The sequence below is a fragment of the Rhodococcus sp. MS13 genome, assembly GCF_013277835.1.
Classification (GTDB): domain Bacteria; phylum Actinomycetota; class Actinomycetes; order Mycobacteriales; family Mycobacteriaceae; genus Rhodococcus_F; species Rhodococcus_F erythropolis.
The window spans coordinates 545,756-557,702 of sequence record NZ_VBTL01000013.1 but is presented as its reverse complement, the minus strand read 5'-3'; the positions used below and the strand labels follow the sequence as shown (position 1 = coordinate 557,702).

Annotated in this window: 11 protein-coding genes and 1 pseudogene; 4 read left to right on the top strand and 8 right to left on the bottom strand. The window is 62.3% G+C overall.

Annotation, left to right across the window (positions count from 1 at the left end; translation table 11 throughout):
• Positions 1–187 (top strand): annotated as a pseudogene (locus tag FEZ59_RS28340) (DUF2469 family protein); the annotation flags it as partial.
• A gap of 29 nt (positions 188–216) precedes the next feature.
• On the opposite strand, the gene FEZ59_RS28335 reads toward FEZ59_RS28340, so the two are convergent.
• The 6 genes from FEZ59_RS28335 to FEZ59_RS28310 form a co-directional block, all read right to left on the bottom strand.
• The gene (locus tag FEZ59_RS28335) at positions 217–522 is read right to left on the bottom strand and encodes a DUF2469 domain-containing protein (protein WP_003942715.1); all 306 of its coding nucleotides are present in this window, start codon (positions 520–522) and stop codon (positions 217–219) included.
• Between the two features lie 37 nt (positions 523–559).
• The gene (locus FEZ59_RS28330; RefSeq protein WP_024487346.1) at positions 560–1,240 is read right to left on the bottom strand and encodes a ribonuclease HII; all 681 of its coding nucleotides are present in this window, start codon (positions 1,238–1,240) and stop codon (positions 560–562) included.
• A gap of 50 nt (positions 1,241–1,290) precedes the next feature.
• On the bottom strand, positions 1,291–2,094 hold the full coding sequence (gene lepB, locus FEZ59_RS28325; RefSeq protein ID WP_003942787.1) for a signal peptidase I: 804 nt from the start codon (positions 2,092–2,094) through the stop codon (positions 1,291–1,293).
• A 55-nt stretch (positions 2,095–2,149) separates the two neighbouring features.
• Positions 2,150–2,491, bottom strand: coding sequence for a 50S ribosomal protein L19 (gene rplS / locus FEZ59_RS28320; RefSeq protein WP_003942791.1), 342 nt, complete (start codon positions 2,489–2,491; stop codon positions 2,150–2,152).
• A gap of 89 nt (positions 2,492–2,580) precedes the next feature.
• Complete coding sequence (locus tag FEZ59_RS28315; RefSeq protein WP_003942742.1) at positions 2,581–3,468, bottom strand: hypothetical protein; 888 nt, start codon at positions 3,466–3,468, stop codon at positions 2,581–2,583.
• A 105-nt stretch (positions 3,469–3,573) separates the two neighbouring features.
• Complete coding sequence (locus tag FEZ59_RS28310; RefSeq protein ID WP_172933491.1) at positions 3,574–5,925, bottom strand: Tex-like N-terminal domain-containing protein; 2,352 nt, start codon at positions 5,923–5,925, stop codon at positions 3,574–3,576.
• Positions 5,926–6,000: 75 nt separating this feature from the next.
• On the opposite strand from FEZ59_RS28310, the gene FEZ59_RS28305 reads away from it, so the two are divergent.
• Entirely contained in the window at positions 6,001–6,987 is a 987-nt protein-coding gene (locus FEZ59_RS28305) for a serine hydrolase (protein WP_021343914.1), read from the top strand.
• 26 nt (positions 6,988–7,013) lie between these two features.
• Here FEZ59_RS28305 and rffA read toward each other — a convergent pair whose 3' ends face one another.
• Positions 7,014–8,156 (bottom strand): dTDP-4-amino-4,6-dideoxygalactose transaminase, encoded by a 1,143-nt coding sequence (rffA, locus tag FEZ59_RS28300; protein WP_021343913.1) that lies wholly within the window; start codon positions 8,154–8,156, stop codon positions 7,014–7,016.
• The gene (locus FEZ59_RS28295) at positions 8,146–9,132 is read right to left on the bottom strand and encodes a glycosyltransferase (RefSeq protein WP_019747967.1); all 987 of its coding nucleotides are present in this window, start codon (positions 9,130–9,132) and stop codon (positions 8,146–8,148) included. Before FEZ59_RS28295 ends, rffA begins: the two co-directional genes overlap by 11 nt.
• Before the next feature lie 172 nt (positions 9,133–9,304).
• Here FEZ59_RS28295 and FEZ59_RS28290 point away from each other — a divergent pair, with 172 nt between their 5' ends.
• On the top strand, positions 9,305–11,503 hold the full coding sequence (locus tag FEZ59_RS28290) for a hypothetical protein (RefSeq protein ID WP_172933490.1): 2,199 nt from the start codon (positions 9,305–9,307) through the stop codon (positions 11,501–11,503).
• Positions 11,500–11,946, top strand: a complete 447-nt coding sequence (locus FEZ59_RS28285; RefSeq protein ID WP_020969332.1) for a GtrA family protein — start codon at positions 11,500–11,502, stop codon at positions 11,944–11,946. The genes FEZ59_RS28290 and FEZ59_RS28285 overlap by 4 nt, the downstream gene beginning before the upstream one ends.
• The last annotated feature ends 1 nt before the right edge of the window (position 11,947 follow it).

The window sequence follows — 11,947 nt, the reverse complement described above, 5'->3', positions numbered from 1 at the left end:
CGTCGGACAGTTCTCCTACGTCGTGGAGACCGAACGACGTTTCTACCTGGCCAACACGGTCGAGTTGCTGCCCCACAATTCAGACGGGGAGATCTACTTCGAACTGCGGATGTCCGACGCCTGGGTGTGGGACATGTACCGCCCGGCGCGATTCGTGAAGTACGTACGCGTCGTGACGTTCAAGGACGTTGTCAAGATCAGTCCGGCAAGCGCAGATCAGTCAGGAAGGCGCAGATCCGGCTTGTCCAGCTCTTCGATGTTGACGTCCTTGAACGTCACGACGCGTACGTACTTCACGAATCGCGCCGGGCGGTACATGTCCCACACCCAGGCGTCGGACATCCGCAGTTCGAAGTAGATCTCCCCGTCTGAATTGTGGGGCAGCAACTCGACCGTGTTGGCCAGGTAGAAACGTCGTTCGGTCTCCACGACGTAGGAGAACTGTCCGACGATGTCCCGGTATTCACGGTAGAGCGACAGCTCCATCTCGGTTTCGTACTTCTCGAGATCCTCGGCACTCATCGGTTTAGCCAGTCCTCCCAGTTCGTCTGAACGTCCATCATCCCGTACGGCCCGCGCGTTGTTCCAACCGGACTCCCGCAGCCACCACGTTTGCGTACGTCATGCGATGCTCGGGGCACGGCCCCAGCTCGTCGAGAGCGTCCATGTGCAGTGGCGTGCTGTATCCCTTGTGAATCGCGAAGCCGTATCCGGGATGAGTGTCGTCCATCTCGGTCATCACACGATCTCGGGTCACCTTCGCGAGAACGCTCGCCGCGGCGATACATGCAGCGGCGCCGTCACCGCCGATGACCGGCAGCGACGGAGCCGTCAAACCCGGAACCCGGAACCCGTCGGTGAGGACATAGCCCGGTTCGAGGTCGAGGCCCGCAACTGCTCGTCGCATCCCCTCGATGTTGGCAACGTGGATACCGATCTGATCGACTTCCGCAGCGGGTACCGAAATAACACTCCACGCCAACGCCAAGCGCTTGATCGCCGGGAAAAGCTCCTCGCGCGCACGTTCGGTCAGCTTCTTCGAATCGTCGAGCCGCGCCAGTGCCGCTTGCGGTTTCGGCGCCAGGACACACGCTGCAATGACGAGTGGACCAGCGCACGCTCCGCGCCCGGCTTCGTCGACGCCGGCGACCGGACCGAGTCCGGTTCGCGCCAACGCAGACTCCATCGTCCGCAGACCTGCCGATCTGCGAATGACGACGCGAGGGGGCCAACTACTCACTGTCTCTGCCTACTCGGAACTACGCGAATCCATGTGTGCGGTACGACAACTCAATTGCCCTGAATATCAGGCGCATCGATGCCGCCCATTCGCGACGGGGGAAGGACGATGAATCGAGCTTGACCGATGATGTTGTCGATCGGGACTGTTCCCTGGAACTCGTCGTCCACGTGGTAGCGCGAGTCGGCGGAATTGCTGCGGTTGTCACCCATGACCCACACGTGGCCCTCGGGAACGGTGATCGGTCCGAAGCAGCGGCCCGACTTCAATTCGGTGTCACACGTTTGTGTTCCCGGAGTGAACGGGAAATCCATCTTGATGTACGGCTCGTCGAGCGGCTTGCCGTCGACCAGGACTCGGCCCTGATCGTCACAGCATTCGACGGTCTGGCCGCCGGTAGCGATCACTCGCTTGACCAAGTCGTTCTCGTCCGGCGGAACGAGGCCGACCCACGAACCGACCTCTTGAATGCCGCGAACGACAACGTTGTCGGACCGATTGGACACATATTTCGTGTTCCACGAATCGGGTCCCTTGAAGACGACGACGTCGCCGGGTTCCGGATCGCCGAAGCGGTATCCGATCTTCTCCACCACGATGCGGTCACCGGTACATCCTGCACAGCCGTGCAGTGTCGGTTCCATCGACTCGGATGGGATGAGAAAAACTCTGAAGACAAATGCCTGAAGGACGATGCTGAGTACCAGCGCTACGCCGATCAGAACAGGGAGTTCTCGCAGGAACGATCGCTGTTTCTTCTGCGGCCGATGTGAGGTCGGTTCCGCGGAACCGCTTGATCCCTCGTGATTCTCGGGTCCGGACGACAATGCCTGCTCCTTCGAAGAATCTGCCACAGAAACCAGATTAGCCCGACACCGCGCGTACGCGGTGCCGGGCTCATCGGAAAGATCAGCGCTTTTCCTTGATCTTCGCCTTCTTGCCACGAAGCTCACGGAGGTAGTACAGCTTGGCGCGACGGACGTCACCGCGGGTCAGAACCTCGATGGAGGCCAGCGTGGGGCTGTGAACCGGGAAGGTGCGCTCGACGCCGACGCCGAAGGAGACCTTACGGACGGTGAAGGTCTCGCGAACGCCGCCGCCCTGGCGACGAATAACGACGCCCTTGAAGACCTGCACGCGCTCCTTGGAGCCTTCGATAACCTTGACGTTCACGTTGAGCGTGTCGCCGGGACGGAACTCGGGGATGTCGTCGCGGAGCGACTTTTTGTCCAGGAAGTCCAGGGTGTTCATATGTCATCCTTGTATTTCGCAGGAGCAGAGGAACCGAGCGGCACGCGTTTCGGTCTCCCGAAACGGCGCTCGTCTGGTTCGTGCCCAGATCAAGTGCTGCTGCCTGGTCCAGGCAACCCGTCCATTGTGCCAGACGCGGACACCAGCGGGGAAATCGGTGGTGGCGGGGCCGCGTGGATGGTGTGGTCCAGTTCCTGCTCGGCCGCGGTCATCGCATGCTCGACGCTCGGTGATCCGGCAATGAGATCCTGGACGTAGATCTTGGCCCGGATGACCGGTCGACGCCATTTCCGCTCACGCTCGAGCGCGCGGTTCATCCGTTTCGGCTTGCGCGTGTACCGCCAGCGAGCCCACGGCGCACCCGGCCGGCTCAAGCGAACCGCTCCGATTACCAGCAGCGGAAAGACGAACAGGCCGACGAGCCCCGTCCATATCTTCCCCTTGAGAATCACGATTGCCGCCAAGGCGAAGTTGATCAACGCGACAAAAACGAAGACCAACTTGATCCACGGATCCCGTTCTTCACGGAACCCGGCGACGTCGAGAAGTTCGAGCGGGCGGAAACCCAACAGCACCAGACCGGTCACCGCGATTGCGACGAAAACCGCATCCACCGAGGTCCGACCTTGCTCGGACCAGTACACATCCTTCAGATAGAAGATCAGTGCGAACTCGTCGAGCACCAACGCCGCACCCATACCGAAGATCGCCGCCAGGACGGCACCGGTGGTCTGCGAACCATCGACGTAGACCGCGATCAGCGCACCACCGGAGATCATCATGGCGATCACACCGAACACGACGTGATGCACGTGCTGACCTCCGGGCGCGATGTTGCCCGGCCACCATTTCACCTGCGCACGGATCATCCGGACGCTGAGACGGATGAAGAGGAAGGCAGAGAGGAATCCGAGCAGGAAGAACAGCAATGGCAATCGGCCATGGGCGATGATCTCGCGCTCGAGCCACTCCCGCATCACCGTCCTCCCTTCACCGAATTTCAGATCCGATCATTCTTCCGATTGATACCGCCAACCGACTCGAATGAGACGATACGGACTCCGAAAACCCGGCGGACGGAATTACTTGCCGAAGCCCGCCTTGCGCAGAGCCTCAGCCATCGACCCGGCAGCAGGCGCGCGGTTGTCCGGACGCGACTCGCGTCCACCCTGACGTCCGCCATTACCTCGTTGCTGGCCCTGCCCCTGCCCCTGCCCCTGACGCTGACCCTGCGACTGGCCCTGACGCTGAGGTTGCCCACCACGCGGGCCTTCGGACTTGCGGGGCGCGCCCACCTCGTCGTCGAGACGAAGCGTCAGCCCGATGCGTTGGCGTGCCTCGTCCACTTCGAGGACCTTCACCTTGACGACGTCACCTGACTTGACGACCTCGCGTGGGTCCTTGACGAAGTTGTGTGACATAGCCGAGACGTGAACCAGACCGTCCTGATGAACTCCGATGTCGACGAAGGCACCGAAGGCTGCGACGTTGGTGACCACACCTTCGAGAGTCATACCGGGCTTGAGATGCGCGACTTTCTCGATGCCTGCGGCAAAGGTCGCGGTCTTGAATTCGGGTCGTGGATCTCGTCCCGGCTTCTCCAACTCGGAGATGATGTCGGTGACGGTCGGTAGACCGAATCGCTCGTCGACGTAGTCGGACGCCTTGACCGATCGAAGTGCCTGCGAGTTTCCGATCACGGTGCGCACGTCCCCGCCGGCACTGGCAACGATCTTGCGAACCACCGGATATGCCTCCGGGTGGACGCTCGACGCGTCGAGAGGGTCGTCGCCGTCGGTGATCCGCAAGAAGCCTGCGCACTGCTCGAAAGCCTTGGGTCCCAGTCGGGAGACGTCCTTGAGTCCCTTGCGGGACTTGAACGGACCGTTCTGGTCCCGATGGGCGACGATGCTCTCCGCTAGGGAACCTGCGATTCCGGACACCCGAGCGAGCAGCGGCACGGACGCGGTGTTGACGTCGACGCCGACCGAGTTGACGGCATCCTCGACGACGGCGTCGAGGGAACGTGAGAGCAGCGATTCGGTGATGTCGTGCTGGTACTGACCGACACCGATGGACTTGGGATCGATCTTGACCAACTCCGCCAAAGGATCCTGAAGGCGACGCGCAATGGACACCGCACCGCGAATCGAGACGTCGAGGTCGGGAAGTTCCTGCGACGCGTAGGCCGAAGCCGAGTACACCGATGCGCCTGCCTCGGAGACGACGATCTTGGTCAGGTTGGGCGCGCCCGTCTTCTTGATCAGTTCGGTAGCGAGCGTGTCGGTCTCGCGAGAGGCCGTGCCGTTGCCGATGGCGATCAGTTCGACGCCGTGCTTGGCGACCAGCCCGGCAAGCGTCGCAAGCGCCGCGTCCCACTTGTTCTGCGGCTGGTGCGGGTAAATCGTCTCGTATGCAACAACTTTGCCGGTTCCGTCGACGACGGCAACCTTGGTTCCGGTACGGAATCCGGGGTCGAGTCCCATGGTGGGTCGGGCGCCGGCGGGAGCCGCGAGGAGTAGATCCTTGAGGTTGGTGGCGAAGACGTCGACGGCGTCCTTTTCGGCCGACTGCCGCAGACGCATTCGAGTGTCGATACCGAGCGTGACGGCGAACTTCGTCTTCCACGCCCACTTGACGGTGTCGAGAAGCCACCCGTCGGCGGCCCGACCGCGGTCGGCGATCTCGAACCGCGACGCGATGCGGCCTTCGTAGACTGTGCGCTCCCCCGGCGCGAGTTCTTCGGTGTCGGCCGCCATGTTGAGCGACAGCACTTCTTCCTTCTCTCCGCGCAGGACGGCGAGGATGCGGTGCGAGGGCAGTTTGGAGAACGGTTCCGAGAACTCGAAGTAGTCAGCAAACTTCGAGCCATCGGTTTCCTTGCCCTTGCGGACCGAGGAGACGACCTGGCCGCGACTCCACATAAGCTCGCGCAATTCACCGACCAGATCGGCGTCCTCGGCGAAGCGCTCCACGAGGATCGACCGGGCACCGTCGAGTTGCTCGTCCGAATACTGCGCGGGATCGGTGGTGGGATCTCCGATGAGAGCGTCCGCGACGGGCTCGTGGCCGGCCTCGCGGGCGATCTGCGCCTTGGTGCGCCGCTTCGGCTTGAAGGGGAGGTAGATGTCCTCCAGCCGCGCTTTTGTCTCGGCCAGCATGATCTGACCGCGCAGTTGATCGTCGAGTTTGCCCTGAGAGTCGATCTCCGTGAGCACGGCGTCACGACGGTCGTCGAGCTCGCGGAGATACCGCAGCCGCTCGTCCAGGAGTCGCAACTGGGCGTCGTCGAGCGTGCCGGTGACTTCCTTGCGGTACCGGGCGATGAAGGGCACCGTGGCTCCGCCGTCGAGAAGGTCGACTGCTGCTGCAACCTGGCCTTCGCGGACGTCGAGTTCCTCGGCAATGCGCTGGTTCACGGTCTTGAGAATCACGAGATCCGACCCTACCGCTATCCTGAGACAAGAAGATCGGCAACAGTGCCGTGTCAGGGCTACCGGGGGAAACAGATGAGTACGCGGTACGTCCGGATTGCCGCAATGGCGGCCGCAGTTACTTTTGCGGCTTCGTGCAGCGGCGGACAGAACCCGGATGATTCGATGCAGACCCCCGCCTTCCCCGACACCAATGTTCCGGTCGCGGAGACTCTCGACGGCCGACTGGCTCAAGCTCAGGTGGCGGCGCTCGGGCGTGGTGCGGACGTCTCCATCGCCGTCCTCGATCGATCCTCGGACAAGTACCTCGATGTTGCCGGCGACCAGCAAATCGAAACTGCCTCGGTGGCAAAACTTTTCATCGCCGAGGATCTCCTCCATCAGGACGCTCGCGGCGAGCGGCCCATGACCGACGACGATCGCACCCTCATGGCGGCAATGCTCGAATCCTCCGACGACACCGCAGCCAACCTTCTGTGGGACGAGGTCGGCGGTCAGGAGGTGATCACCCGGGTTGCCGAGCGTTACGCACTGACCGCGACGACGCCGCCGTGGGACGGAATGTGGTGGAACACCGAGACCACGACGCACGACCTGGTCACTTTCTACAACGGCGTCCTCGACGACTCCGACCAACTCGGACCTGAGCGGGTAGAGCAATTCGTCGAGTACCTGAGGCAATCCACTCCCGAAGGAACCGACGGCTACGACCAGAGGTTCGGATTGCCCGAGGCCTTGTTCGGCGAGTCGGTCATCGGAGTCAAGCAAGGCTGGATGTGCTGTGTCGAGGACAAGTGGATCCATCTGTCCACCGGCATCGTCGGTGACGACAACCGATACATCATCGCAATCGGTTCGCGAGAAGACGTCCAGTACACGGACGAGGACAGCTTCTATCCCGACACCTCGTTCACCGACGCCGTCGACGACGAAAGCGCACTGCACGCACGTGACACGGTCACCGGCGTCACACAGATTCTCTTCCCGAGCGGAAGCATCGACGACTGGGCGGCGGCATCCACGACCGCGGATTCGGTGATGCCCGAAGCTTCCGGGCCCTGATTCGATCCACGCGGTCGTGTTAGTCCTCAAGCCTGCTTGTACTCGAGGACGGAACCGATGACCCGTTCCTGTTGTTCGGACGTGAGCATGGGCCACAGCGGCAGTCGAAGGATCGACGCGGAGAACTCGGCGCTACGCACACACGGCTCCGGTGTTCGTCCGTAGCGCACACCGGCCGCACTCGTATCGAGCGGAATGTAGTGGAACGGCGCCACGATTCCGTCGGCGGCGAGATGCCGAATCAAGCCGTCGCGGCTCTCTTCGGTAGGCATCTTGAGATAGAACAGGTGCGCGGTGTGCTCGCGATCATCGGGAACCGCCATGGGAACGACACCGTTCTCGGACGCCCACTCGCCCAGACTCACGCTGTAGGCATCCCAGACGCGATGCCTGGCCGCCTGAATCGCGTCGAACTCCGAGAGTTGTGCGTCGAGGACAGCGGCATTGAGTTCACTGGGCAGATAACTCGACCCGATGTCCTGCCACGAATACTTGTCGACCTGGCCGCGCAGGAAACGCGCACGGTCGGTCCCCTTCTCACGGATGATTTCGGCGCGGGTCATCAACTGATCGTCGGAGAGCAACAGCGCGCCACCCTCGCCGCAGTGAACGTTCTTGGTGTCGTGAAAACTCTGCGTACCGATAGTTCCGATGGTGCCGAGCGCCCGCCCGCGCCACTTTCCGCCGAGCCCGTGAGCGTTGTCTTCGATCAACGCGACACCGTGGAGTTCCGCGAGGTCGAGGAGAGGTTCCATGTCGGCGGCGACTCCGCCGTAATGCATGACCAGTACTGCTTTCGTTCGTTCCGTGATTGCCGCTGCGACGCAGTCGGGATCGATATTGCCGGTACTCGGATCGATGTCGACGAAAACAACAGTGGCCCCGCGCAACGCGACGGCGGTTGCCGCCGAACTGAACGCGAAGCTCGGGACGATCACCTCGTCACCTGGGCCCAATTCGAGTAGCAGCGCACCCAATTCGAGTGCGTGCGTGCACGAGGTCGTCAGCAGAGCATGCGTGGATCCGGTGATCGCTTTGAGTGCTGCAGTCGCGGACTTGGTGAAACGTCCGTCACCGTGAATGTGATCGGACTCCAGAACCGTTGCCAGATTCGACAATTCGTTCGATGCCCGATAGGGGCGGGAGAAGATGATGCGATCAGTGCTCACGACTACGCCGATCGATCGAGGTTCCGGGCCGCGGTGAATCGACAGTCAGATACAGAGGCTTTCCGACAAGGACGTGCAGTGCCACGCCAAGGTATTCGGCGATGAGACCGAGCGAGAACAGGATCGCACCCGAACAGACCAGCAGCGCCATGATGATCGACGCCCATCCTTCCGGGTCGTTGTTGTCACCGGTCATGGCTTGGACGAAGATCACCGCAGCCATGATCACACCGGCCGACGCCAGGGTGACCCCGAGCAGACTCACCAGCCGCAGACCGCGGGTTCCGCTACACAACACCATCTTCCAGAACAACGAGAACAAACGGCGATAGTTGTACCCCGATTCCTCGCGGCCTTCCGCTCGAAGTGTCACCGGCGCCGTGGCGGTATTGCCGACAACCCACGTCAGCGCGACGTCCAGATACACACCGTTGGCGGCGACGCCGGCCAACTGTCGGCCGATGTCACCTCGGATCAGGCGGTAACTTTCGAATCTCGTCGAATCAGGGAACGCGAATACCGTCGCCAAGACGATCTTTGCGCCGCGCGAGGTCAGGTTCCGCAAGAATCCATGCGGGCGGGTGTTCGTGGGTTTGGAATACACGAGATCGGATCGCTCCGTCAGCGCGGTGTCGAGGAAAGCCCCGATGTGCACCGGGTCGTGCTGGCCGTCTTCGTCCATCGTCACGATCCACTGGCCACGTGCAACGGCCATACCGGCGATAGTCGCCGCGTCCTGGCCGTAGTTGCGACTGAGCCACACGACACGCACCTGATCGAAACGGCGCTCCAATTCGAGTAACACGACGTCGGAACGGTCCGGACCGTTGTCGTGAACCAGCACGATCTCGTCGACGGTGAACTGCGCTCCACCGGGCGTCGAACTCGGTGCGCACAGGCCGTCCAACTCCTCGACGAGCGCCGTGATCGTCTTTTCGCCCTGATAAACGGGCACTACGACGGAAATCGAGTGCACTCGCTTCCACTCCCTTCAGGGGGCTCGACTGGCGCCGAGAGACAGGCACGATCGGGCCCACACCGTCGCGAACTTTAACACGCAGAGATGTCCGGACTTCGGATGCCGACGGCGCGTGATGCGCTCGCGTCTCCGCGCGCCCCACCTGCCCTGTTAAGGTCTGGAACTCGTGGTGGAAACTCGCACTCTCGCCCGGGCAGACGTGTACAAGTGGGGCGCCGTCACGGCGGTCGGTGTCATCGCCGGCTACCTGGCCGTGGTGCTCGCGAACGCTCGTCACTTCTACACCGACGACACCGAGTCCCAGTACGCGCCGCTGTGGGTCATGCTCGGCCGTAGCCTGCGAGAAGGACACCTGCCGGTACTCGTCCCCGAGAACTGGATGGCCGGCAACTACGCGATCGAGGAAGCGGGCCTTCTCAATCCGCCACAACTTCTGATCGACCTGATCGCACCGTCCTTCGACAACCTGGCGCTGTACGCGACGATCGTGAAATTGATCTTCGCGATCATCCTTGCGCTGGGCGTCTATCGGATCTGCCTGGAGTACGGCTCGAAGCCTACGTGGGCTGCGGTCGCCGGAGTCTCGATTCCGTTCACCGGTTTCCTCCTCTTCTTCGACTCGGCCAGTTGGATGACAGCCTTCACCGGCACTGCCTGGATGGTGCAGGCGTGGGCCTCGGCAATCCGCTACGCCAGAGGCAAGAGCGGTCCGATCCCGACCTTCGTGTTCTTGTATCTCGCGATGTCGGTGCAATATGTTTTCCCCGCAGTCGAATCCGGCTTAATGATCGGTGCGGTCGCAATCGGCGAAGTTGTCTATCAGCGGCGTTGGCTGCCGTCGCTGCGGCTTCTGGCGGTGTCTGCCTGTGCCGCCCTCGCCGGTCTCGCGACGTATCTGCCGAGCCTGCTCACCGCCGACGTCACCTGGCGCGGTGCATCCGAAGTCAAGAACGACGCATTCCTCGCCGTTCCCTGGTCGGAATCGCTGAACGCGAGCCTGCCGAGCACGATGCCCGCATTCTCCTCGTGGTGGGGATACATCCAGACCATGCCCATGGTCTACGTCGCGTGGTTCCTCATTCCAGCTCTGGCATTCATCGACTGGGGCAAGGCACGCGCCGCGGCACGCGAATTGACCGCCGTCGGGATCTTCACGGTCGCCGTCCTCATGTGGACTGCCGGGCCGAGCACGATCGGCCCACTGCGGTGGCCCGCGCGCGTGCTTCCGATGGTGGCCATCGGACTCCTGCTTCTGGTGTGCATCCTGCTCGGGCGTTTCGCCACGACCGACAAGTTGCGCGGACGGTGCGTTGCAGCGGGAATCCTCGTGGGCGTGCTTCTGATCAGGTCCGCTTCGGCAGCTCCCGGGCTCGCGAAATGGCATGTGATCTCAGCCCTGCTCGTTGCCGCACTCGGCGCCGCGATGGTCTGGCTCGGCCGTACCAAAGGCACTGCTTTCGCATGCCTCGTAGCGATCGTCGCGGTCTCCCCCATCGCCTACGCCCAGGTTCGGGCCGCGCAACCAACCCCGATGAGCTGGAACCTGCCCGAATCCCGCTCGGAGATGAAAGAGGCCTTCCCCGACTTCGAAGGCACGACACTGCAACTGGGCGACCGTGCACTCATCGCACCCGGGGACAAAACCCTCGACGGAGCATACGGTTCCCTGGCTTTCGGAAACTACCCCAAAGACCTCGAACTGACCTACACCAGCGGCTACACCCCTAACGGGCACTTCTACTTCGGTGATCTGCTCTGCATGCGCTGGGACATGAGCGTCTGCCCCGACGCCTTCCGACGGGCATTCACCGTCGAACCCACCACCGGCCGCACCATCGTCGACCTGATGAAGGTGGACCGCGTCGTACTGCAGAACGCCCTCTACCCCGATGCACGTAAGAACCCGGCCCCCGACGGGTGGACATGGGTCGACTACCCCGGACACGAGAACTACATCTCCGTGCTCGAACGCGTCGACGGCCCCGTCTCGACACGAAACGGCCGCATCGCCGATACCCGTGGCGTCGAAGCTGTTTCGACCGCGGAATCGAACATGTCGAGCACCCTTCGTGTCAGTTCGGAGACCGGCGGCAAGGTTGTGTTCGCACGGCTCGGCTGGCCCGGGTATCGAGCTAGCCTCGACGATCAGCCTGTCCCGATCGACGTCGTCGCGAAGTCCTTTGTCACCGTGGACATCCCAGCCGGGACGAAGGACGCTGAACTTGTCCTCACGTGGCGACCCCCGGGATGGAAGGTCGGCGGCGCTTCGATGGTCGCCGGAATCCTCGGCCTCGGTGTGCTCGAGTGGATGTATCTGCGGACACGACGCAAGGACCGGATCAACATCGTGAAAACCGAGTCTTCATGACCGAAGACATCGCATCACCCGAGAACCCCGGCCCACTGCTGCGGGTGGTCAAGCATCAACCCATCGCGTTTGCCATTGTCGGAGTGGCCAATACGGCGATCGGATACGGGCTCTTCGTGATCTGGTCACTGATCCTCGACAACAAGGATCTGTATCAAGTGGCTGTGATCGGTGCGTACTCCATCAGCGTGCTCATCGCTTTCGTTCTGCATCGGACGTTGGTTTTCCGCGTCCGCGGACATGTGGCACGCGACCTGGGCGCGTTCATCGTCGTCAATTCCGGTGGCCTCGTGCTGAATCTGATACTCGGAACGATCGCGGTGTCGATTCTGCATGCCCCGCCGCTTCCCGCCCAGGCGGTTGTCATGTTGATCGTTGCCGGGGTGAGTTTCTTCGGTCATCGATACTTCTCGTTCCGCCGCAAACCTGCCGAGCGGCACTGAC

Bases quoted from the DNA above. Each gene is read 5' to 3' on its own strand.
- FEZ59_RS28305 (WP_021343914.1), top strand. From the start codon at position 6,001: ATGAGTACGCGGTACGTCCGGATTGCCGCAATGGCGGCCGCAGTTACT.
- FEZ59_RS28285 (WP_020969332.1), top strand. From the start codon at position 11,500: ATGACCGAAGACATCGCATCACCCGAGAACCCCGGCCCACTGCTGCGG.
- FEZ59_RS28315 (WP_003942742.1), bottom strand. From the start codon at position 3,468: ATGCGGGAGTGGCTCGAGCGCGAGATCATCGCCCATGGCCGATTGCCA.
- FEZ59_RS28335 (WP_003942715.1), bottom strand. From the start codon at position 522: ATGAGTGCCGAGGATCTCGAGAAGTACGAAACCGAGATGGAGCTGTCG.
- rplS (WP_003942791.1), bottom strand. From the start codon at position 2,491: ATGAACACCCTGGACTTCCTGGACAAAAAGTCGCTCCGCGACGACATC.